Annotated in this window: 18 protein-coding genes; 6 read left to right on the top strand and 12 right to left on the bottom strand. The window is 70.7% G+C overall.

Annotation, left to right across the window (positions count from 1 at the left end):
* Positions 1-4599: SCO7613 C-terminal domain-containing membrane protein (locus V6V89_RS16175; protein ID WP_334619935.1), on the top strand; the 4599-nt coding region annotated here is incomplete at its 5' end.
* Here V6V89_RS16175 and V6V89_RS16170 read toward each other — a convergent pair.
* Positions 4596-5567: a 4-hydroxy-3-methylbut-2-enyl diphosphate reductase gene (locus V6V89_RS16170; RefSeq protein ID WP_334619934.1), complete on the bottom strand. Its 972-nt coding sequence runs from the start codon at positions 5565-5567 to the stop codon at positions 4596-4598. The two genes, V6V89_RS16175 and V6V89_RS16170, sit on opposite strands and share 4 nt — an antisense overlap.
* A gap of 95 nt (positions 5568-5662) precedes the next feature.
* Here V6V89_RS16170 and xseA point away from each other — a divergent pair, with 95 nt between their 5' ends.
* Together xseA and V6V89_RS16160 are read left to right on the top strand one after the other, a co-directional pair.
* Positions 5663-6889 (top strand): exodeoxyribonuclease VII large subunit, encoded by a 1227-nt coding sequence (gene xseA, locus V6V89_RS16165; protein ID WP_334619933.1) that lies wholly within the window; start codon positions 5663-5665, stop codon positions 6887-6889.
* On the top strand, positions 6882-7085 hold the full coding sequence (locus V6V89_RS16160; RefSeq protein ID WP_334619932.1) for an exodeoxyribonuclease VII small subunit: 204 nt from the start codon (positions 6882-6884) through the stop codon (positions 7083-7085). The genes xseA and V6V89_RS16160 overlap by 8 nt, the downstream gene beginning before the upstream one ends.
* 4 nt (positions 7086-7089) lie before the next feature.
* On the opposite strand, the gene V6V89_RS16155 is transcribed toward V6V89_RS16160, so the two are convergent.
* Positions 7090-7626, bottom strand: a complete 537-nt coding sequence (locus V6V89_RS16155; RefSeq protein WP_334619931.1) for a DUF4245 domain-containing protein — start codon at positions 7624-7626, stop codon at positions 7090-7092.
* Positions 7627-7824: 198 nt separating this feature from the next.
* On the opposite strand from V6V89_RS16155, the gene glpX reads away from it, so the two are divergent.
* Complete coding sequence (glpX, locus tag V6V89_RS16150; RefSeq protein ID WP_334619930.1) at positions 7825-8850, top strand: class II fructose-bisphosphatase; 1026 nt, start codon at positions 7825-7827, stop codon at positions 8848-8850.
* Between the two features lie 152 nt (positions 8851-9002).
* Here glpX and V6V89_RS16145 read toward each other — a convergent pair whose 3' ends face one another.
* The 6 genes from V6V89_RS16145 to V6V89_RS16120 all read right to left on the bottom strand — a co-directional run bounded on the left by V6V89_RS16145 (position 9003) and on the right by V6V89_RS16120 (position 14917).
* Positions 9003-9848 carry a phosphatidylinositol-specific phospholipase C/glycerophosphodiester phosphodiesterase family protein gene (locus V6V89_RS16145; RefSeq protein ID WP_334619929.1) on the bottom strand — a complete coding sequence of 282 codons (846 nt, stop codon included), beginning with the start codon at positions 9846-9848 and terminating at the stop codon, positions 9003-9005.
* A gap of 65 nt (positions 9849-9913) precedes the next feature.
* Positions 9914-10882 carry an NAD(P)/FAD-dependent oxidoreductase gene (locus tag V6V89_RS16140; protein ID WP_334619928.1) on the bottom strand — a complete coding sequence of 323 codons (969 nt, stop codon included), beginning with the start codon at positions 10880-10882 and terminating at the stop codon, positions 9914-9916.
* Positions 10883-10968: 86 nt separating this feature from the next.
* Positions 10969-11589, bottom strand: coding sequence for a rhomboid family intramembrane serine protease (locus tag V6V89_RS16135; RefSeq protein WP_442935152.1), 621 nt, complete (start codon positions 11587-11589; stop codon positions 10969-10971).
* 13 nt (positions 11590-11602) lie between these two features.
* Complete coding sequence (locus V6V89_RS16130; protein ID WP_334619926.1) at positions 11603-12391, bottom strand: serine protease; 789 nt, start codon at positions 12389-12391, stop codon at positions 11603-11605.
* Between the two features lie 286 nt (positions 12392-12677).
* Positions 12678-13355, bottom strand: a complete 678-nt coding sequence (locus tag V6V89_RS16125) for a lytic transglycosylase domain-containing protein (protein WP_334619925.1) — start codon at positions 13353-13355, stop codon at positions 12678-12680.
* A 227-nt stretch (positions 13356-13582) separates the two neighbouring features.
* Positions 13583-14917, bottom strand: coding sequence for a PhoH family protein (locus tag V6V89_RS16120; RefSeq protein ID WP_334619924.1), 1335 nt, complete (start codon positions 14915-14917; stop codon positions 13583-13585).
* 262 nt (positions 14918-15179) lie between these two features.
* On the opposite strand from V6V89_RS16120, the gene otsB reads away from it, so the two are divergent.
* Positions 15180-16004: a trehalose-phosphatase gene (otsB, locus tag V6V89_RS16115; protein ID WP_334619923.1), complete on the top strand. Its 825-nt coding sequence runs from the start codon at positions 15180-15182 to the stop codon at positions 16002-16004.
* A gap of 48 nt (positions 16005-16052) precedes the next feature.
* Here the strand turns inward: otsB and V6V89_RS16110 are convergent, their stop codons facing one another.
* The 4 genes from V6V89_RS16110 to V6V89_RS16095 all read right to left on the bottom strand — a co-directional run bounded on the left by V6V89_RS16110 (position 16053) and on the right by V6V89_RS16095 (position 20746).
* Complete coding sequence (locus V6V89_RS16110; RefSeq protein ID WP_334619922.1) at positions 16053-16823, bottom strand: isoprenyl transferase; 771 nt, start codon at positions 16821-16823, stop codon at positions 16053-16055.
* Between the two features lie 32 nt (positions 16824-16855).
* Positions 16856-17962: a geranylgeranyl reductase family protein gene (locus tag V6V89_RS16105; RefSeq protein ID WP_334619921.1), complete on the bottom strand. Its 1107-nt coding sequence runs from the start codon at positions 17960-17962 to the stop codon at positions 16856-16858.
* The gene (locus V6V89_RS16100; protein ID WP_334619920.1) at positions 17959-18765 is read right to left on the bottom strand and encodes a hypothetical protein; all 807 of its coding nucleotides are present in this window, start codon (positions 18763-18765) and stop codon (positions 17959-17961) included. Before V6V89_RS16100 ends, V6V89_RS16105 begins: the two co-directional genes overlap by 4 nt.
* Positions 18766-18901: 136 nt before the next feature.
* A complete protein-coding gene (locus V6V89_RS16095; RefSeq protein WP_334619919.1) occupies positions 18902-20746 on the bottom strand; it encodes a phosphoenolpyruvate carboxykinase (GTP) in 1845 nt (614 codons plus the stop codon).
* Between the two features lie 338 nt (positions 20747-21084).
* Between V6V89_RS16095 and V6V89_RS16090 the strand changes: the two genes are divergently transcribed.
* Positions 21085-21642: an RNA polymerase sigma factor gene (locus V6V89_RS16090; protein ID WP_334619918.1), complete on the top strand. Its 558-nt coding sequence runs from the start codon at positions 21085-21087 to the stop codon at positions 21640-21642.
* Positions 21643-21649 lie beyond the last annotated feature (7 nt).

The following is a 21649-nucleotide window of genomic DNA, read 5'->3' as shown; positions in this document are numbered from 1 at the left end:
CGGCAGCCGCCGACGGCCGCGCCGCCACCGCCGCCACCACCGCCCGGTGCCGCCGCTGGGCCCGTCGCCGAGCCGGCCGCCCAACCGGAGGCGTCGACCCGCGAGGTGCAAAACATCTTCCTCGGGCTGGGCGCGCTGCTGCTCGCCGTCGCCGCGGTCGTGTTCGCGCTGGTGGCGCTCAGCTCGTTCGACGATGTCAGCCGCGTCGGAATCCTGCTCGGGGCCACCGCGCTGATGCTGGTCGCGCCGCCCGCCGTCGCCCGCCGGGGCCTCACCTCGACCGCCGAGACGATCGCCGCCGTCGGGCTCATGCTGATCCCGCTCGACGGGTATGCGCTGTGGACGGTCGACGCGCTCCACTCGGAGACGGTGCCGGACGCCGTCGCCGCAGGGGTCATCTTCGCCATCACCGCGCTCGCCGCCGGCTGGTACGCGGGCGTGACCGGGTTCAGCGTGCCGCGGTACGCGACCGTGCTCGCCCTCCAACCGATCGTGCCGCTGCTGGCGTACGAGTGGATCTCGGGGCCGACCGGCTGGGCGCTGGCCTTCACCGCCGTCGCCGGGCTCGACCTGGCGCTCGCGCGGCAGTTCGACCAGCGCGGCCTGGGCACTGCGCCGCTGCTGAGCACGGCGGCACCCGCAGCACCGGCGAAGCCGGCCGGCCCACCCACAAACGGACAGACCTCGCAGAACGGCGAGACGAGCGAGCCGGACCGGCCGGAGAGCGCGCCGGAAGAGGCCGACGCGGTGGTCTCCCCCGCCGGACAGCCCGCCCGCACAGCCGCACCGGTGCCAGCGATCTGGCTGCGACAGGTGACGTGGGGTCTGCACGGCGTGGCGGTAGCCATCGCGCTGGCGTACGCGACCATCGCCACGGTCGACACCGGCACCGTGCCGGGTGCGGTGAGCGCCGGGCTTGCCCTGGTGCTGGCAGCCGTGCTCGGGCTGGCCGGTGCGCGCAGCGTCGACCGGTTCCAACTGCCGGACCTCGCGGCCGGCATCGTCACGCTCGCCGTCATCGGCGCGGCTGGACGCGTCGTCTCGGTCGCGGTACCGGGACGGGCGCTCCTGCTGATGGCCATCGTCATCGTGTTGACCGGGTTCGGCGTGCGGGCACTGCCGGAAGACGCGCGGCGCGGGCCGCAGCTCGCCTCGGCGGGCGCGCTCATCGTCATGGGCCTGGTGGTCGCCGGCTCGGCGATCCGCGCCGCACTCGCCCCGGTGCAGGCCGCGCTGCCGGTGTGGAAGGCGGATCTGTCGGCGTACCCGGACAAGCTCGCCGACGCGGTGGGTGACATGGGCTGGCAGCTGGCGGTGAGCGCGCTGCTCCTGACCATCGCCGCTGTGCTGTCGCTGCCGCCCGAAGGGCGGCGGGCGTCCGCGGTGGCTGGCGCGGCGCTGACCGCGGTGGCCGCGCCGGCATCGTTGGGGCTGCCCTGGGCCGCCGCGCCGTGGCTGCCCGTTCTAGCGGCGATCGGCATCGGCGCGACCGGCCTGTACGCGCGCACCACCGGCGCCGCGCGAGCTCACATCGCCGGGGCGGCCGTGGTCGGTCTCGTGGGTGCCGGCGCGGCGCTCGCCCGGCCCGCGCTGACCGCCGGGGTGCTCGCTGTGCTGGCGCTCGCGGGGGCAATGATCGCGATTGCCGCGCCGTGGCTCTCCGAGCAGACCGACGTCCTGCGCGACGAGCCGGTGCCGGCGCAACTCGTGCGGGCCGGCCCAGACGCGCACGAGGTCGGCGAGTGGGCGGCCGGCGGCGCGGCGTTCGCGCTCCCCGGCGCGGTCGCGGCGGGCGTGGCGGCGATGGCCGGCATGACGGCGACCGCCGTGCTGGCGGCGGCCTTCGTGGCGGTGTGCGCGACGCTCGGGTACGCGGCGCTGTCCCAGGTCGCGCGGCGTCACATCAGCCTGCCGCTCACGCTCGGCACCGGCCTCGGCGCGCTCGCGGTGACGGCGGCGGCGTTCGGCGCGCCGGGCGCCACGGTCTCCGACGCGTGGGTCGGAGCGCTGCTGCTCGTCGGCGCGGTGCTGCTGGTCATGGCGCCCTCGATCGACGCGGGCCGGCGGGCCGACCGGGTCCTGGACGGCGCGGACTTCGCCGCGGCGGCGGCCACCGCTGGCGTGATCGGTACGTTCGCACGGATCTCCGCGATCCTCTTCCCCGACGCCGTCCTCGCGGTGAGCGCCCTGATCGTCCTGCTGGTCGCGGTCGGTGTCCGCGCGATGCCGTCAGATTGGCGGCGCGGGCCGGTGCTCGGCGTTGCGGCCAGCGGTGCGGTGATCGCGGTGATCGCCGGATACACCGCACTCAGCGGCGGCCTGCGGGTGCTGGCCACGCCGGGCGCGCTGTGGGAGGCCGACCTGAACGCTTGGCCCGCTACGCCCGGCGGGGTGGGCTGGCAGGCGCCGGTCGCGCTGGCCCTGCTCGCCGCGGCGGCGGCGGTCGTGCTACCCAGGCCGTGGGCGTACGACGTGGCCGGCGTCTGCGTCGGCCTGGCGACCGTCGGTGCCCCGGTGGCGCTTGGCCTGCCCTGGTGGTCGCCCATGCTGGTCGGCGGCGCGGTGGCGACGGCGTACGGCGTGGCGGCCGTGATGGCGAAGGACCCGCGCGCCGGGCTGGCCCGCACGGCGGTGGCTGCCGCGGTGGCGCTGCACGCCGTGGGCGCGAGCCTCGTGCGCCCCTGGACCACCGCGGCCGCCCTGGGCGTGGTGACCCTCGTTGGGCTGCTGGTCGCGGTGCTGGCCCGGTTGCAGGCCGACGAAGACATGCCGCCGCACCTGGGGCAGATCGGCGGGCTCGCGGCGGGTGGAGCGCTGCTTGCGCTGCCCGGCATGCTCGCGGCGGGCGCCGCCGAGGCCGGCCGCCCCGCCTCGCTCGTGCTGGCCGCCGCCGTGGCGGGCTCCACGATCGGGCTGGGGCTGGTCGCGCTGGCGCGCCGGCAGGTACCGCGATACCTGCCCTACGCCACCGTTGGCATAGCCGGCGGTGCCACGATCACGGCGATCGCGTCGCTGCCCACCGGCCTGTCCACCGGCGTGTACGCGGCCGCCGCCGCCCTCCTCGGTGTGGTGGCCGAACTGCTGCGCAGTGCCACCCCGGCCCCCGACACCGTGGTCGAGCCGACCCAGCGCTGGTCGGTGCGGCTCGGCGGGGTGTGGCGGCGCATCGAGGGCTTCGAGGGTTTCCGCGGCCGCTGGGCGGTCAGCCCCGCGATGGGCGCGGTGCTGGTCGCGGCGGTGCCGACCGCGCTGGCTCTCGCCGGCATCGCCCCGATCCTGGTCGACTCGCTGATCGACCCGCACCAGACCGTGTACCACATCTGGGAGGGGCCGCCGGCCGTGCTCACCCAGGTGCGGCCGGGCGCCGACCCGACCGACGTGCTGGCCGCGCTGCTACTGACGATCGCCGCGGCGCTGGCGGCCATCGGGTTCGGCGGGCGGCGGATCTCGCGCGCGATCCCGGTCGTGCTGCCCGGCGCGGCGATCACGCTGCTGATCGCGCCGCTGTCGCTGGGCGCCGAGTGGCCGGCCGCCACGATGGCCGCCCTGGCCGTCTTCACGCTGTCGATGCTCGGGCTCGCGGTCACTCCGCCGCCACCACCGTCCGAGCGTGCCCGTCCGCTGCGCGTGACGCGGCTCGTGGTGTTCGCGATCGGGCTGGCCGCGGGTGGCGCCGGGCTCGCCGGCAGCCTGGCCGAAAAGCCGCTCACCCTCGTCACCCTCGGCGGGGCGGTCGCGGTGGGCGCCACAGCGGCGATCGTCGGGCAGACCCAGAAGGCCCGCATCCTGGGCTGGCTGTTCGCGGCCGTGTCGGCGGAAGGCTTCGTGCTCACCAGCGCGCTGATCGCCGGGCTGGAGCCCGAGTGGTCCGCGTTCGGCGTACTGGCCGTTGGCGCCGCCCTACTCGTGGTCGCCGCGGTGCTGCCGCGCCTGCGCCGGCCGGAGTCCTACCGCGAGGCCGCCACCGTGGAGTGGAGCGGGTACGCCGCCGCGCTGATCGCGCTGGCGCTGGCGTTCGACTCGCCGCGGCACGTGGCGGCACTGCTGGCCGCCTGGGGCGCGGTGTTGGGTATCGCGTCCACCCGGCCCGGCCGCCGGACGTTCGAGCGGCGCATCCTCTTCTGGTCAGCGGTGCTGTGTGAGCTGATCGCCTGGTGGCTGCTGATGGGCCTGTCCAATGTGGGCGTGCCCGAGGTATACACCCTGCCGTTCGCGGCGTTGGCGCTGCTCATCGGCGTGATCGAGCTGCGTCAGCGGCCCGATCTGAGCAGCTGGACGGCGTACGGGCCGGCGCTGGTGGCCGCGTTCGTGCCGACGCTGGTGATCGCGCTGACCACCGAGGCGACCGCGATCCGCGAGGTGGGGCTGCTGCTCGGCGCGGTGGCTACGTTGATCTTCGGGGCGTTCACCCGGCAGCAGGCGCCGCTGGTGGTCGGCACGGTGGTCACGGTGATCACCGCGCTGCACGCGCTGACGCTGGTGGGGCTGTCGTGGCTGATGCTGATCCCGGTCGGGCTGCTGCTGATGCTCTTCGGCGCCACGAACGAAAGCCGGCGCCGCACCCAGGAACGCTTCCGCGCGGTAACCCGAATGCGCTAGGCGTTGCGGGCGGCGGCTGCCTTCATGTCGCGCTTGAGCTCCTGCGGGAGCGAGAACGTCAGCCGCTCCTCGGCCGTGGTGACCTCGGTGACGTCGGCGAAGCCGCGCTCGGCCAGGTGGTCGAGCACCTGCGTCACCAGGTCGTCGGGGACGCTCGCGCCCGAGGTCACCCCGACCGTCGTGGCGCCCGCCAGCCACTCGTCCTGGATCTCGGAGGCGTAGTCGATCAGGTATCCGCCGCGGGCGCCGCCGTCGAGGGCCACCTCGACGAGGCGTACCGAGTTGGACGAGTTGCGGGAGCCGACCACGAGCACCACGTCGCACTCCGGGGCGATCTCCTTGACGACGTGCTGGCGGTTCTGCGTGGCGTAGCAGATGTCGTCGCTGGGCGGCGACTGGAGCAACGGCAGCCGGGTCTTGAGCCGGGCGACAGTCTCCATGGTCTCGTCGACGGAGAGCGTGGTCTGCGAGAGCCAGACGACCTTGCTCGGGTCACGGACGGTCACCTTGTCGACCCCGTCGGGACCGTCGACGAGCTGGATGTGGGCGGGCGCCTCGCCGGCCGTACCGATGACCTCTTCGTGCCCTTCGTGACCGATGAGCAGAATGTCGTAGTCCTCCGCCGCGAACCGGCGGGCCTCATGGTGCACCTTCGTGACCAGCGGGCAGGTGGCGTCGATCGCCTTCAGCGACCGCTCCTTCGCCTGCTCGTACACCTCGGGCGCCACGCCGTGCGCCGAGAAGATCACGGTGGACCCCTCCGGCACCTCTTCGTTTTCCTCCACGAAGATCGCGCCGCGCGCCTCCAGCGTCGAGACCACGTGCTTGTTGTGCACGATCTGCTTACGAACGTAGATCGGCGCCCCGTAGAGCTTGAGCGCCTCCTCGACGGTCTGAACCGCACGATCGACGCCGGCGCAGTAGCCGCGCGGCTTGGCCAGCAGCACACGCTTGCGGGTCTCGGTCACCCCGCTATGGTACGTGGCCCACGTGGACCGGGCCGGCGCGAGCGAAGGCGAGCGCCAGATGATGCTGCGACTAGGGCCACACTTAGGCTCACAGAGTGACGCAGCCGGAGATACCTCGCAGTACGCCCGAGGAGCCGTGGCCCGTACGGGTGGTCAGCCAGAAGCTGAGCGCGTGGATCGCGAAGCTCGGCTGGGTGTGGGTCGATGGCCAGGTCGCCCAGATCAGCCGGCGCCCCGGCGCGAGCACCGTCTTCCTCACGCTCCGTGACCCGTCCGCCGACCTGAGCCTGACCGTCACCACGAACCGTGACGTCCTCGACTTGGGCGCCCCCTCTCTCGAAGAGGGAGCCCGGGTGGTCATGCACGCCAAGCCGGAGTTCTACGCCGCCCGGGGCACCCTCAGCCTGCGCGCCGACGAGGTCCGCCAGGTGGGGCTCGGCGAGCTGCTGGCGCGCCTGGAAAAGCTCAAGAAGCTGCTGGCCGCCGAGGGGCTCTTCGCCCGCGAGCGCAAGCGCCGCCCGCCCTTCCTGCCGAGCCGCATCGGGCTGATCACCGGTCGGTCCTCCGCCGCCGAGCGCGACGTGCTCACCAACGCCAAGCGGCGCTGGCCGGCAGTGGAGTTCCGGGTGATCAACGTGGCGGTGCAGGGGCCGACGGCGGTGCCGCAGATGATCGACGCGCTCAAGGTGCTCGACGGCGACGACACGATCGACGTGATCATCCTGGCCCGGGGCGGCGGCAGCGTCGAAGACCTGCTGCCGTTCTCGGACGAGGCGCTGTGCCGTGCGGTTTTCCACTGCCGCACCCCGGTCGTGAGCGCCATCGGGCACGAGACCGACACGCCACTGGTCGACTACGTCGCCGACGTCCGCGCGTCCACCCCCACCGACGCCGCCAAGCGGATCGTGCCTGATCTGGCCGAGGAGCTGCGCCTCATCAAGCTCGCGCGGCACCGCCTCGACCGCGCGGTCACCGGCCTGCTCGACCGCGAGCAGCACCGCCTCGACGCCATCCGGTCCCGCCCCGTGCTCGCCCGGCCGGACGTGATGGTCGACCAGCGCGCCACCGACGTGACCGCGCTGCGCGACCGGGCCACCCGCTGCCTCGACCACCGACTCAGGGGCGCGGGCGAGGAACTGCGGCACACGCTCGCCCGGCTCCGTGCGCTCTCCCCGGCGGCGACGCTCCAGCGGGGGTACGCGATCGTGCAACGCGCCGACGGCCACGTGGTGCGAGCGGCGGGCGATGTCGCGGAGGACGACCCGCTGCGGGTGCGCCTGTCCGAGGGGGAGCTGGCCGCTAGGGTGGTTGGTCATGGGTGAGGCGCAGTTGAGCTACGAGCAGGCCCGCGCCGAGCTGGCGTCCGTGGTCGAGCGGCTGGAGGCCGGCGGCGGGACGCTGGAAGAGTCGCTCGCGCTCTGGGAGCGCGGCGAGCAGCTCGCCGACGTGTGCCAGCGGTGGCTCGACGGCGCCCGCGAGCGTCTGGACGCCGCGCGGGCCGCCCGCGACGCGGGTTAGCGGGTCACACCGCCGCCGCCAGCTCCCGCAGCTCGTCTTCGTCGGCGTGGCCGACCACGATCACCGTCCGGTCCGGTTGAAGCAGCACCAGCGCCGATTCGCCCTTCCGCGCGCTGTACCGCTGCCAGGTCTCCCCGTCGACCTCGGCCGACCCCTCCGGCGCGCCGCCCTCGGACAGCTCGGCGGGCAGCAGTCGCTCGACCGGCACGCTGCTCTGGATGAGCTGCACGCCACCGTCGTCCGGCGTCACGTACCCGATCCGCAGCGTCCGGCCGCCGTCGCCCTGCTGAAACGCCGCGCTGATCGGCAGCCATTCGTCGTCGAGCCCGGCCATGTCGCTCACCGGGAACTCGCCCGCGGCTCGCGCCTGGGCGATCACCGACGCGGTGTCGACCTCGACAGGCTGGTCACCGCCCTGCACCACCCGATAGATGAGCACCACGACTAGAACCGGCACCAGCAGCACCACGAGCGACAGTGCCATGTCGCGGGGTCGCCGCTCGCTTCGCGTCGGGCGCGGCACCTCGGTCTCAGCCTCCATGTGACCATCTTGGCAGCCCCGGCTAGGGCCTGTATCGGAGTGGGGCCGGAGCCAGGCGAGGCCCGGGGGTCGTCCGGCAGCGCCGGTCGAAGTCTGGGTCCGCCACAGCCCGATCATCTGCTCCGATATCGGCCCTTGGGGCAGCTCATGACAGTATCTGTGTAAGGACTGCCCGCAGCGCCGCGAGGAGGACCCGGCATGAGCACCGCCCGCACCCCGCAGGATCTCGACCGCAACCTGGCCCTGGACCTGGTACGGGTCACCGAGGCAGCCGCCATGGCCGCAGGACGGTGGGTCGGCCGCGGCGACAAGGAAGGCGGCGACGGCGCTGCGGTAGACGCCATGCGCAAACTCATCAACTCGATCCAGATGCGCGGCGTCGTCGTCATCGGCGAGGGTGAAAAAGACAACGCGCCGATGCTCTTCAACGGCGAAGAGGTGGGCGACGGCACGGGCCCAGACGTCGACGTGGCGGTCGACCCGATCGACGGCACGACGCTGATGAGCAAGGGCATGCCGAACGCGCTCGCGGTGCTCGCGGTCGCCGAGCGCGGCGCGATGTTCGACCCGAGCGCGGTCTTCTACATGGAAAAGCTCGCCGTCGGCCCCGACTGCGCCGACGTCATCGATATCAACGCGGGCGTGGCGGAAAATCTGCGCCGCATCGCCAAGGTGAAGAACTCCACCGTCTCCGACGTCACCGTGTGCATCCTCGACCGCCCCAGGCACCAGCAGCTCGTGCAGGAGGTCCGCAAGTCCGGCGCGCGCATCCGCTTCATCTCCGACGGCGACATCGCCGGCGCCATCTCCGCCGCGAGCGAGCAGTCCGATGTAGACGTTCTGATGGGCATCGGCGGCACACCCGAGGGCATCACCGCGGCGTGCGCGCTCAAGTGCATGGGCGGCGCGATCCAGACCAAGCTATGGCCGCGCGACGAGGCCGAGCGCGAAAAGGCGCTCGCCGCCGGCCACGATCTTGATCGCGTACTGTCGACAGACGACCTGGTAACCGGTGACAACGCCTTCTTCGTCGCCACGGGCATCACGACGGGTGACCTGCTTCGCGGTGTGCGCTACCGGTCCGGCGGCGCATACACCCAGTCGATCGTCATGCGCTCGAAGAGCGGCACGATCCGCGTCATCGACTCCTACCACCGCCTGGAAAAGCTGGCCCGCTACTCCATGGTCGACTTCGACGGCACCCCTCTGGTCGACCTCGACTGAGCCCCTTCTCCGTCGATCAAGGGCAAATGCACGTGGTTTGACCTCATTTCCACGTGCATTTGCCCTTGATCGATGCGAATGCCCTTGATCGACGGGGAGAGGGCGCCGGAGGCCGCGGGCGTCCGACGAAGGGCGCCCTGGCACGAGGGGCGCTAGCGCGGCTGAGAGCGGAGGAACTTCTCCAGGCCGGCCAGGTCGTCGGTGTTGATGTGGTCTACGCCTGCCGCAAGCAGCTCGTGCCATACCGCTTCGCGGGCGGGGCCGGGCGCGTCCGGAGTGGCCCAGAAGCGCACCCGCTGCCCGCTGGCGTGCGCGATGGCGACGGCCTGGTGCAGGAACTGCCGCTCGCCGGCCGGCATCTCGCCGACGCCCTGCCACGTGAAGACGCCGGTCCAGTTCTCGCTGAGCAGCGGCATGAACGACGCCGGTACGCCCGTACCCAGGTCCGGGCCGCGCCCGTCGTAGAACGCGTACCGGACCTCCTGCGACGCCATCAAATCGCGCGGCCGGTCACCGCTGATCACGACGGTGATCGCGTCCTGCTTGACCTCGCCGTGCGCGTACGTGGTCAGCATCTTGCGGTACTTGCGCAGCACCCGGTCGAGCTCGGTGTACGCGTTCACCCCGTCGTACTTGATGTCGACCAGGAGCTGAAGCTGCTGCTTGCTGCCCCGGAAGACCTTGCCCTTGTTGGCTTTCACGATGCGGGCCAGCGGGTCGAGGTAGAGCTTCTGGAGCGTCCGGCCGGGCACCAGCTCTTCTGGGCTGTGTGCGACCAGCAGCTCCCCGTCGACGAGGAAGATGTCGGCCTCGACGCTGGTGAAGCCGTGGCTGAGCGCGTCGTACAGCGGGCGCTCGTGCAGGTAGTCGTTGTGTGCGTGGGCGTTGGGCAGCGGCGCGGGCCGGTGGCGGCCGCCCGCCTGTGCCGGAGCGGCGCCGACCAAGGCGCCGACCATCGCACCTGCCAGCGCCAGTGCGGCCAGTTTTCGATGGAACATGCTTAGTCCTCCCCTGTGGCATCGAAGTCCAGGACGCATCGACCCTATGGGGGGACGGCAAATTCTCAGCCAGCGTCGGAGGAATGCCCGGGGAAGAGATGTGCGGCCGGGTCGATGACGATGGCGGCGTTGTTGACGGCGGTGGCGGCCTCGCCGAATCCGGTCGCGATGAGGCGCACCTTGCCCGGGTACTCGGTGATGTCGCCGGCGGCGAAGATCCGCGGCCGGTTGGTGGCCATTGTGGAGTCGACGCGAATGTGTCGCTTGTCGAGCTCCAGCCCCCACTCGACGAGCGGGCCGAGGTCGGCGGTGAAGCCGAGCGCGGCCACGACGGTGTCGACCGGCACGGTCTCGGTGCCGCCGCCCTTGATGCTGATGTCCGCACCGGTGACCCGCTCGGCGCCGTGCAGCTTGGTGACTTCGGCGTTCACCACGATGCGTACGGGGAGCTGCTGGACCCGGGCGACGGTGGAAGCGTGGGCGCGGAACTTCTCGCGGCGGTGCACGAGCGTCACCGAGCGGGCGAGCGGCTCCAGCGCGAGCGCCCAGTCGAACGCCGAGTCGCCGCCACCCACGATCAGCACGTCTTGCCCGGCGAGTTCGGCGAGGCGGGGCACGAAGAACATCACGCCCTCGCCGTCGAACGCGTCAGCAGCCGGCAACGGTCGCGGGCTGAAGCTGCCCAGTCCCGCGGTGATGATCACCGCGCCGCAGTGCAGCTTGTCACCCTGCGACAGCGCGAGCACCGGTCGATCGTCCAGATAGGAGAGCTCTTCGGCGCGTACGCCCAGTATGTACTCCGGCGTGAACTGGTCGGCCTGGGCGACGAGGTTGGCGACCAGGTCGCGGCCCTTGATCGTCGGAAACCCGGCGACGTCGAAGATGGCCTTCTCCGGGTACATGGCGGTGACCTGACCGCCCGGCTCGGGCAGCGCGTCGAGCACCGCCACGGAGAGCCCGCGGAAGCCTGCGTAGTAGGCCGCGAACAGGCCGGTCGGGCCGGCACCGATTATCGCGACATCGATCTCCCGCATTTGTCACCGTCGCTTTCGCTCGCGGTATCCACGGCTGCTGAGCAGACGGTAGGCACAGTCATGACCAGCCGGCAAGCACATCGCGGTCAATAGGGGACCCCTGAGACCGGGCGTCGTGCCCGAAAGATGACGGCGGCGATCATTCCGCCCAGAAAGCCGAACAGGTGACCTTGCCAGGAGACCCGCGGGTCGGTGGGCAGGAGGCCGATCAGCTGCCAGCCGTACAGCAGGCCCACCAGCAGCACCACACCGAAGTTCCACCAGCTGCGCTCGACGATCCCGCGCATGAGCAGCAGGCCGAAGTATCCGAAGATGACCCCGCTGGCGCCGACCACGATCGTGTTGGGGCTGCCGGTGAACCAGACCCCCAGGCCGCTCACAAAAATGATCAACAGCGTCGAGTACAGGAACCGGCGCACCCCCGCGGCCAGCACGAACGTGCCAAGCAGGATCAGCGGCACGCTGTTGCTGTACAGGTGCTCGAAGCCGTGGTGCAACAACGGCGCGAAGAACACGCCGTCGAGCCCCTCGATGCGGCGCGGCACGATGCCGGCTGCCGTGTCGAACGGGTTGTCGAGCCACCCGTCGATGGCCTCGATCGCGAAGAGCACCGGAATCGCGGCGCACATCGCGACGAACGCCCGTCCGATGGAGGCGTAGAACGCCTCGGTGCCAAAGCGGTTGGCGTCGGTCCGGTCGTAGGCCACGCTCAAGTTGCTATCAGGTCAGCGGCGTACCCGCCACCGTAGCGAGGCGCGCCTCCGACAGGTCAACCGATTTACGCGCGATTGTCCGGGCGACCGTGGACACCTGCGTGTACACGCCCGCGTATCCCTTGCGCGCGCAGCCATACCCCCAGCTGACGATGCCGACCTGGATCCACCTGCCGGAGCCGTCGCGGCGCACTAGCGGCCCGCCAGAGTCGCCCTGGCACGCGTCGATGCCGCCCCGCCTGGGGTCACCGGCGCAGAGCATCTTCTTGGCCACGAAGCCGTACCCGAGGTCCCGGTAGGGACGCCCACAGGTCTTGTCGGACACGAAGGGCACGTCAACCTCGCGCAGGTGCCACTGCTGCCTGACCCCTCCCTCGCGGGTGGCGCCCCAGCCCATCACGGTGAAGGTGCCGCGGTCGTAGGTGCGGTCGGTGGCGATCCGGAGCAGCGGCAGGTCGAGATCCTCGGCCAGTTGTACGAGCGCCCAGTCGTCGCCCTCGGTGGCGTCCCGGAAGCCGGGGGCCCGCATGACGTACCGCGACTTGACCCGGATGGCGTCCCGCGCGTGCAGGTCGGTGCTGCCCGCCGTGACCGTGATGCTGCTGTCGTACCCGGTGCCCTTGACGCAGTGCGCGGCGGTGAGCACGACGCGCGGCGCGGTCAACGCACCCGCGCAGCCCATCGAGAGGCGGACCATCCAGGGGTACGCGTCAGCCGGTGCGGTGGTGCCGCCGACGATCTCCTCGCGGTCGCCCCGCTGCGCGTATGCCGGGCCAGCCATCACAGGGCCAGCCATCACAGGGCCAGCCATCACAGGGCCAGCCATCACAGGGCCAGCCATCACAGGGCCAGCCATCACAGGGCCAGCCATCACAGGGCCAGCCATCACAGGGCCAGCCACGAGTGACCCCACCGCCGCCGCTACCGCCAACACGCCGATCCACCGCCACGACCTCATATGCGCTCCTCCCGATTCCGCCAGGTTTGCCCATTATGGACGGATACTCGTCGGCCACCCGGAAGCAAACGCCAGGAAGGGCACGCACCGAACCGGTGCGCGCCCTTTCCCGACGGTCAGTGACTCAGTACCAGCCCACGTCCTGCGAATGCGCCCAGGCGCCACAGGGGTTCTTGTACCGGCCCTTGATGTACCCGAGGCCCCACTTGATCTGTGTGGCCGGGTTGGTCTGCCAGTCGTCCGCGACCGAACTCATCTTGCCCGGCGGCAGCGCCTGCGCGATGCCGTAGGCGCCGGACGAAGGGTTGCGGGCCTTGTGGTTCCAGCCGCTCTCCTTGTCCCACAGCTTGTTCAGGCACGGGAACTGGTCGATCTTGAAGCCGGCCGCGATCATCAACGCACACCCGGTCTTACGGTTGCCGCTGAACTCGTTGCACGACGCGGGAATCGGGCCCGTGTAGGGCTTCGGCGCGGCGTTGTTCTTGGCTTCCTCGCGCTTCTTGCGGCTCGCGGCGTCTTCGGCCTTCTGCGCCCGCTCGGCCTCCGCCTTGGCGGCGGCCAGAGCCTTCTCGCGGGCGACCCGCTCCGCCTCCCGCTGCTGAGCGGTGGCGATCATGTTTTGCCGGTGCCGCTCCTTGATCAGCTCCTTCTCCTGCTGATCGGCGTTGGCGGCGAGCTGCGCGCTGATGCCTTGCTGCTGGACTTCCCGATCCTGACCCAGGTAGTACCCGCCAACCACGCCCACGAGGAGCAGAACGACAGCGAGTGCCCGGATACCGAACCGGCTCCACAGCCGACTCACGAAGCGGTCCCTTCGTCGGGGGCAAGGTCCCGGCGCGGACCGTGGCTGGGGGTGCCAACCGTGGCTGGAGACCAGCGGTCCATGCCGTGGGCGCCTCGCACCCCCGACGAATGGTGCCGGTGATGCGCGAGCGCCCGCAGGACACCATTGCGCACCGTGAGGCCGAAGGGAAACCGCAGGCCGCTATTGTGACTTGCGCCACGCCATTTATCGGGGCGAAATCGGACCTAACGCGGGATGTCTTCGAGGAGATCGGTGACCACCTCAGCGATCGGTGACCGCTCGGACCGCGTCAGTGTGACATGGGCGAAGATCGGATGGCCCTTCAGGGCCTCGATCACCGCGGTCACACCGTCGTGGCGGCCAACCCGCAGGTTGTCGCGCTGGGCCACGTCGTGGGTGAGCACCACCCGCGAGCCCTGCCCGATCCGCGAGAGCACGGTGAGCAGCACGCCTCGTTCGAGCGACTGCGCCTCGTCGACGATGACGAACGCGTCGTGCAGGCTCCGGCCGCGGATGTGGGTCAGCGGCAGCACTTCGAGCATGCCGCGCGACATGACCTCTTCCATGACGTTCTCGTGCACGACAGCGCCCAGGGTGTCGAAGACCGCCTGTGCCCACGGCGACATCTTCTCCGCCTCCGAGCCGGGCAGGTAGCCGAGTTCCTGGCCACCCACGGCGTATAGCGGCCGGAAGACGATGACCCTCTTGTGCTTGCGGCGTTCCATCGTCGCTTCGAGGCCGGCGCAGAGCGCGAGCGCCGACTTGCCGGTGCCCGCCCGGCCACCGAGCGAGACGATGCCGATCGACTCGTCGAGCAGCAGGTCGAGCGCGACCCGCTGCTCGGCGGAGCGGCCGCGAAGGCCGAACGCGTCGCGGTCGCCGCGGACCAGCCGGACGGTCTTGTCGGGCAGGACTCTGCCGAGGGCCGAGCCGCGCGGCGAGTGCAGCACCAAGCCGGTGTGGCAGGGCAGACCCGCGGCGTCGTCGAGGCTCAGTGCCTCGCCCGCGTACAGCTGATTGATCTCTTCTTCGCCTAGCTCCAGATCGGACATACCGGTCCAGGTCGGGTCACTGGCCTGCCCGTGGCGGTATTCGTCGGCGTCCAAGCCGACGGACGCCGCCTTGACCCGCAGCGGCATGTCCTTGCTCACGAGCGTGACGTCGCGCCCTTCGGCCGCGAGGCCGAGCGCGACCGACAGGATGCGCGCGTCGTTCGAGTCGTTGCGAAAGCCCTGCGGCAACACGTCGAAGTCGGCGTGGTTGAGCTCTACGCGCAGCGTGCCCCCGACGTCGTTGACCGGCAGCGGCGCGTCCAGGCGGCCGTGCTTGATGCGCAGCTCGTCGAGCATGCGCAGGCACTGTCGGGCGAACCAGCCGAGCTCAGGGTGGTGGCGCTTCCCCTCCAACTCAGAGATGACCACCAGCGGTAGCACCACTTCGTGCTCTGCGAACCGGTAGAAACCAGCCGGGTCGGACAGAAGCACGGAGGTGTCAAGCACATAGGTCTTGATCGCGGTGGATTCCTGATCGGCTCGGGGATTGGTACGGCGAGTCGTCACAGGCCAGCTCCTGGCGGGCGTGCACCCGGACACCCGCGTCGCGCCGCTTCCGGCACCCGGTGGACACGGGGTCGGATGCGGGCCCCGTGGCAAAATCGCAGGTCCGGGCCGGCCGGATGGCTTGGGATGACCCCGCGCCATGGAATAGAAGCTAACCGTCCAAAGCCAGCTTGGGTAGTACGTAGGTCACGGCGCGCCGAGCGGCCTGACTCCTTACTCAGCTCAACGGACGCGCCGGTGACAAGCGGGTACGCTGGCGCCCGTGCGGCCGAACGACCTGGGCGGAGCCCGCCCGTCCCGTCCCTTCACCGCGGATCAGGCGTGGCATCACACCGCTACGCGAGCCGCGGAATGCGTCCTGTTCTTCGACTTCGACGGGGTGCTCGCGCCGGTCGAAGACGACCCGAATGCCGCGCAGCCGGTGCCCGAGGTGACGGCCGCCGTCGCCGGTTTGGCCGAGCACGTGCGGCAGGTATCGCTGGTGTCGGCCCGTCCGGTCGACTTCCTGCGCGACCGGTTCCCGACGCTGGACAACGTGGACTTCCACGGGCTCTACGGCCTGGAGCACAGTCGCGGCATGGGTGAGACGGTCACAGAGCCGGACGCTCTGCCCTGGGTGCCTGCCATGGCAGAGCTGGCCGAGCGGGCCAGGGCCGAGCTTCCCGAGGGCGCGCTGGTGGAGTACAAGCGGCTCTCCGTCGCCCTGCACTACCGCACGGGCCCGCACCTGGCGTCCGAGGTCGAGGCGTGGGGTATGGCAGAAGCCAGCCGGCTGGGCCTCAAGGTGCAGGGTGGCCGCATGGTCATCGAGCTGAAGCCGCCGGTCGACCGCGACAAGGGCATGGTGACCCGGGATGCGGTCGGTGACGCCCGCATCGCCTGGTACTTCGGCGACGACGTCTCGGACATCAAGGCGTTCAACGCGTTGCGCGCCCGGGAGGCCGAAGACCCCGACTTCTTCGGAGTGTGCGTGGCCGTCGCCAACCCGGAGACCGGCCAGGAGGTGGCCGGCGCCGCCGACCTGACCATCGACTCGCCGCAGGCGCTAGGCAAATTCCTGGCGTCGGCCCTGCAAAGCCTGCGCTGAAATGTTGGCCCTCGCTCCGCTTGAGCGGCTCGCGGCCCTGTGCGTGGCCTAGGCGCCGTAGCGGCGCTGGCGGTTGCCGTACGACCGCAGCGCCCGCAGGAAGTCGATGTGCCGGAAGTCCGGCCAGTTCATGTCGCAGAAGTAGAACTCGGACTGTGCCGACTGCCACAGCAGGAACCCGGACAGGCGCTGCTCGCCACTGGTCCGGATGATCAGGTCGGGGTCCGGCTGGCCGCGCGTGTACAGGTGCTCCGCGATGTGGTCGACGTCGAGCACCTCGACCAGCTCTTCGATCGTGCCGCCCGCCTTGGCGTGCTCGTGCAGCAGCGACCGCACCGCGTCGGCGATCTCCCGCCGGCCTCCGTACCCAACTGCCAGGTTGATCTCGACGCCACCGGTGCGCCCGAGCGTGCGCTCCTGGGCTGCCTTCAGCGTGGTCGCCGTCTCGGTCGGCAGCACGTCGAGCGCGCCGACCACGCGCAGCTGCCACGGGTTGCCGTCTTCGGCCAGCTCCGTCACGAGATCTTCGATGATCCGCAACAGCGGGTCGAGCTCACTCGCTGGCCGCCGCAGGTTGTCGGTCGCCAGCAGGTACAGCGTGACGATGCCAACACCCGCCTGGTCGCACCAACCGAGCATGTGCTTGATCTTTTCGGCGCCGACGCGGTGACCGTCGTTGGGGTCGACGTACCCCATTTCCCGCGCCCACCGGCGATTCCCGTCACACATGACGCCCACGTGCTGCGGCACCGGCTTGCCAGTGAGCTTCTTGGTCAGCCGCCGCTCGTACACCGAGTAGATCAGGCTTCGCAGATTCACCTATGCAGAGTAGGGCTTACAGCGACAAACAACTACCTGCCGGCCGCAATCCGACCAAGAGTACGGCGATCGAGCAGCCCGTCTCCCAGACCCAGATCCACCAGGGACGCGAACACCCGTTGATCCCGGTCGGCCGCGCGGATGGCCCGGTCGACCACCCACCGGCGGCTCGCCAGCGATGCCGCCACGCGGCTGTGCCGCAGGTGCTTTCCCAGCCGCCGGCCCAGCGCGTCCGCGTACCGGATGGCCGCCTCGGGCCCGGAGGTCGACGCGGTGCCGGCGAGCGCTCCGGACAGCACCGCGTAGAAGATCCCCTCGCCGGTGAACGGATTGATCAGCGAAAGCGCGTCACCGGCCAGCACGATCCGGCCCCGGCCCGGCGGCGGACGGCGCGTCGACAGCGGCAGGTGGTGCGCGCGCAGCCCCGTCACCGCCGCCGGATCCACGTCGGGCAGCAGCCTCGCCAGCCGGTCGAGCAGGTGCGCGCGGCTCACCGGACGACCGCGCAGCAGTTCGCCGTACCCGATGTTGGCCGACCCGTCGCCCACCGGAAACGACCACGCGTAGGCCGGCCATCCCGCCGCCGATGTCACGATGAGCTGCTCGACCTCCGGTCGAGCCGGCGCGTAGCCGCGGATCGCGAGCGCGAGATGGCCGGGCGGGTTGGGCGCGAAGCCCAGTGTCCGCCGCACGACGGACCCGGCGCCGTCGGCGCCAACCACCGCCCGCGCCACGAATTCTCCGTCGATGGCCACCAGGTCATCGCGCACCTCAAGATGGCGTACGCCGTGAGTGTGCACCTCGGCACCGATGGCCACCGCCGTCGCGAGCAGGCGTGCGTCGAAGACCTTGCGGGGCACCGTGTACGCCGGGCGAGGCAGCGCCCGGGCGACCGCACCGCCTCCCGGACCCACCATCCGCAGCACCGGCACCGGCGCGTACCCGTTCACCGGATCGGGCACGCCAAGCTCCGCCAACACGTCGAGCGCATGGGCCGCGATCCCGTCGCCACACGCCTTGTCGCGCGGGAACTCGGCACGGTCCAGTAGCAGCACCCGTGCACCGGCGCGCCGGGCGGCGATCGCCGCACACGACCCCGCCGGCCCGGCACCGACGACCGCGACGTCGTACACCGTCATCGCGCCCGACCCATGCCGTACAGGGCGAGCCCGGCGGCGACCACGAGCGGGCCGCCGTCGCGGATCAGTCCGTCGACGCCGAGCAGCCACCAGCACAGCGGCAGGTCGAAGACGAGCACGCCCAGCGTGATACCCGCCATCATCCACCGTGCCCACCCCTGCCCCCGCAGCAGGAAGATCGAGGCGAACAGCACTGCGTAGCTCACACCGATCGCGACCAGAAACCACACCACGATCACCGGCAGCGCGTACACCCTGTCGTCGAAGGCCACGCCGATCGACACCAGGCACGGCACCAGCATCAGCGGCGCGTACGTGAAGGAAGCGACCCGGGCGGTGAGCAGCCAGCCGGTGGCCTGCGGGCGGCGCGGCGCCGCCTCCTGCCACTTGATGCCCTTGCGGTCTGCTACCAGCCGGTTCGGGTGGCGAACCAGGTACTCCTGGATCGACGGCCAGCGGTAGAGCAGCACGACGATCGTGGCGCACAGCAGGGCGAGCGCCGCGAACGCGAGGACGCCGGGCAGCGGTGGCATGCCGTTGCGCGGCACCAGCAGGCGGCCGACCGCGAAGACCGTGGTGACCGCGAGGATCAGCCCGAACGGCTTGGCGCCGGCGCGCCCGCGGCGCACGTGCCACACCAGGATCAGGAAGCCGAGCGACCGCAGCAGAGCCCATCCGGTGCGCACGCCGAGCGTGAAACCCTGCTCGTCGGCGTGCCACCAGTTGAGGGCCTCCACCGCCGCGGTCGCGACCGCCGCGAGATACAGCAGCGCCGTGAGCGCGCGAACGGCAGGCGGCCTCATGCCGCTCAGCTTCCCCGTGATCAACGCGTCCTTCAAGTTGTAGGAGCGACTTGAAGGACGAATGGTCCGAGTCGCTGCGCGGCGCCTTCGCACGACGTCGTATGCGACTCGGACCATTCACTGCCTTGTCACTGAGCTACGCGGCGTCCAGGCGAGCCTTCAGCGCGTCTAGTTCCGCCCACAGGACGCCAGGGAGCTTGTCGCCGAACTTCTCGAACCACTCGGTGACCTGTGGGATCTCGGCCTTCCACTCCTCGGCGTCGACCCGCAGCACCTCTTCGAGGTCGTCACGGGTGAGGTCGAGGCCGGAGACGTCGAGCGCGTCGGCGGTCGGCACGAAGCCGATCGGCGTCTCGACGGCCGCGCCGCTGCCTTCCAGCCGCTCGACGATCCACTTGAGGACCCGCGAGTTCTCGCCGAAGCCTGGCCACAGGAAGCGGCCGTCGTCGCCGCGGCGGAACCAGTTCACATAGAAGATCTTGGGAAGCTTGCTGGCGTCGCCGGCACCGGCACCCGCGCCCTTGCCCATCTCGATCCAGTGCCGGAAGTAGTCGCCGCCGTGGTACCCGATGAAGGGCAGCATCGCCATCGGATCGCGCCGCACGACGCCGACCTGGCCCACCGCCGCAGCGGTCGTCTCGGACGAGAGCGTCGCGCCCATGTACACGCCGTGCACCCAGTCACGGGCCTCCGTGACCAGCGGGATCGTGGTCTTGCGGCGACCGCCGAAGAGGATCGCGTCGATCGGCACGCCGCGCGGGTCGTAGTACTCGTCGGCGAGGATCGGGCACTGCGTGATCGGCGTGCAGAAACGCGAGTTGGGGTGGCTGGACAGCTCGTCCGAGTCGGGTGTCCAGTCGTTGGCCTTCCAGTCGGTGAGGTGCGCGGGCGGCTCGCCCATGCCCTCCCACCAGATGTCGCCGTCGTCGGTGAGGGCGACGTTGGTGAAGACGGAGTTGCCCCGGTCCAGCGTGCGCATGGCGTTGGGGTTGGTCTTCCAGTCGGTGCCCGGCGCCACGCCGAACAGCCCGTATTCGGGGTTCGTGGCGTACAGGCGGCCGTCGTCACCGAAGCGCATCCACGCGATGTCGTCGCCGATCGTCTCGACCTTCCAGCCGGGGATCGTGGGTTGGAGCATCGCGAGGTTGGTCTTGCCGCACGCCGACGGGAATGCGCCCGCCACGTAGTGCACGCGCCCTTCGGGCGAGGTCAGCTTGAGGATCAGCATGTGCTCGGCCAGCCAGCCCTCGTCGCGGGCCATGACGCTGGCGATACGCAGGGAGTAGCACTTCTTGCCGAGCAGCGAGTTGCCGCCGTACCCGGACCCGTACGACCAGATTTCGCGGGTCTCCGGGAAGTGCGAGATGTACTTGGTCTGGTTGCAGGGCCAGGCCGTGTCGGCCTCGTCGTTATCGAGAGGCGCGCCGACCGAGTGCAGCGCGTGCACGAACCAGGCATCGTCGCCCATGGCTTCGAGCACATCGCTTCCCATTCGCGTCATGATCCGCATCGACGCTACGACGTAGGGGCTGTCGGTCAGCTCCACGCCGAACATCGGCTCGGCCGCCTCCAGCGAGCCCATGCAGAACGGGATCACGTACATCGTCCGGCCCCGCATGCTGCCCCGGTACAGGCCGGTCATCGTGCGCTTCATCTCGGCCGGTGCCATCCAGTTGTTGGTGGGACCGGCGTCGGCCTCGTCGACCGAGCAGATGAACGTGCGCTCCTCCACCCGCGCCACGTCGGACGGGTCGGTGCGGGCCCAGAACGAGTTGGGCTTGCGCTCCGCGTTGAGCCGGACGAGGGTGCCGGCGTCGACCAGTTCGTCGGTGAGCCGCCGCCACTCTGCTTCGGAGCCGTCGCACCAGACGATCCGATCGGGGGTGGTCAGGTCGGCGACCTCACCTACCCATGCGAGAAGCTTCGGGTGGCGGGTAGGGGCGCTGTCGAGCCCGGGGACGGTAGCCGGAGGAGCCGTCATGACCTGTTCTCCTTGGTGGTCGTCGTTGACCGAAATTGGAAATGCGTAGTACGGACGTACCGGAAAAACCGCCACGCCGTACGAGGTCACAGGATTTCCAGTCAGCGTAAACCGAGCCGCCGTTCGGGGCAGCGTGAGCGGTTGTGAAAATGTGCACAAGCTGCGGCCGACCTGCACTCTGACGGCCTTTTCCACGCTCCCATGCGCAACTTCGCGCAAGATTTTCAGACGGATCACGTTCCGGCCCTGGTGAAAATCACCCCTTCGCTACTCGCCCGTATTGCCCTAGGGTGACAGCTATCTGGTGAACCGCCCGATTAGTCCCCCAGGAGGCGGAGTTGACGACCCAGGAGTTGAGTGACGCCCATCTGCTCGCCGCCGTACGCGGCGGCGACCTAACCGCGTACGGCGCGCTCTACGCACGGCACGCCGGAGCCGCTCGGCGGCTCGCATACACGCTCGTCCACTGCCCGGCCGACGCCGACGACCTCGTCGCCGAGACGTTCGCCAAGGTGCTCGCGGTGCTGCGCGCCGGTCGCGGCCCGCACGTCGCGTTCCGGGCGTACCTGCACACCACCCTGCGGCACGTCCGGTACGACCGGGTGCGCCGCGACCGCCGCATCGAGTTCACCGATGACCTGTCGCGGTACGAACAGGTGGTGCCCTTCCACGACACGACGATCGCCCGGCTCGAACGGCTGCACGCCGCCCGGGCGTTCGCCAAGCTGCCCGAGCGATGGCGCACCGTGCTGTGGCACACCGCCATCGAGGGCGAGCCGCACGCGCAGGTCGCGCCCCTGCTCGGCCTCACGCCCGGCGGGGTCGCGGCGCTGGCGTTCCGGGCCAGGGAGCGGCTGCGTCAGATATACGAACGGGAGGCGGCAGGTGCCGGGTGACCGCAGC

Source organism: Micromonospora sp. CPCC 206061 (assembly GCF_036906915.1).
Classification (GTDB): Bacteria; Actinomycetota; Actinomycetes; order Mycobacteriales; family Micromonosporaceae; genus Phytohabitans.
This window is presented reverse-complemented; position numbering and strand designations above follow the sequence as displayed.

Coding starts and splice junctions, on each gene's coding strand:
- V6V89_RS16160 (WP_334619932.1), top strand. CDS start 6,882: ATGGGTGAGGCGCAGTTGAGCTACGAGCAGGCCCGCGCCGAGCTGGCG.
- V6V89_RS16155 (WP_334619931.1), bottom strand. CDS start 7,626: ATGGAGGCTGAGACCGAGGTGCCGCGCCCGACGCGAAGCGAGCGGCGA.
- glpX (WP_334619930.1), top strand. CDS start 7,825: ATGAGCACCGCCCGCACCCCGCAGGATCTCGACCGCAACCTGGCCCTG.
- V6V89_RS16145 (WP_334619929.1), bottom strand. CDS start 9,848: ATGTTCCATCGAAAACTGGCCGCACTGGCGCTGGCAGGTGCGATGGTC.
- V6V89_RS16140 (WP_334619928.1), bottom strand. CDS start 10,882: ATGCGGGAGATCGATGTCGCGATAATCGGTGCCGGCCCGACCGGCCTG.
- V6V89_RS16130 (WP_334619926.1), bottom strand. CDS start 12,391: ATGGCTGGCCCTGTGATGGCTGGCCCGGCATACGCGCAGCGGGGCGAC.
- V6V89_RS16105 (WP_334619921.1), bottom strand. CDS start 17,962: ATGACGGTGTACGACGTCGCGGTCGTCGGTGCCGGGCCGGCGGGGTCG.
- V6V89_RS16100 (WP_334619920.1), bottom strand. CDS start 18,765: ATGAGGCCGCCTGCCGTTCGCGCGCTCACGGCGCTGCTGTATCTCGCG.
- V6V89_RS16095 (WP_334619919.1), bottom strand. CDS start 20,746: ATGACGGCTCCTCCGGCTACCGTCCCCGGGCTCGACAGCGCCCCTACC.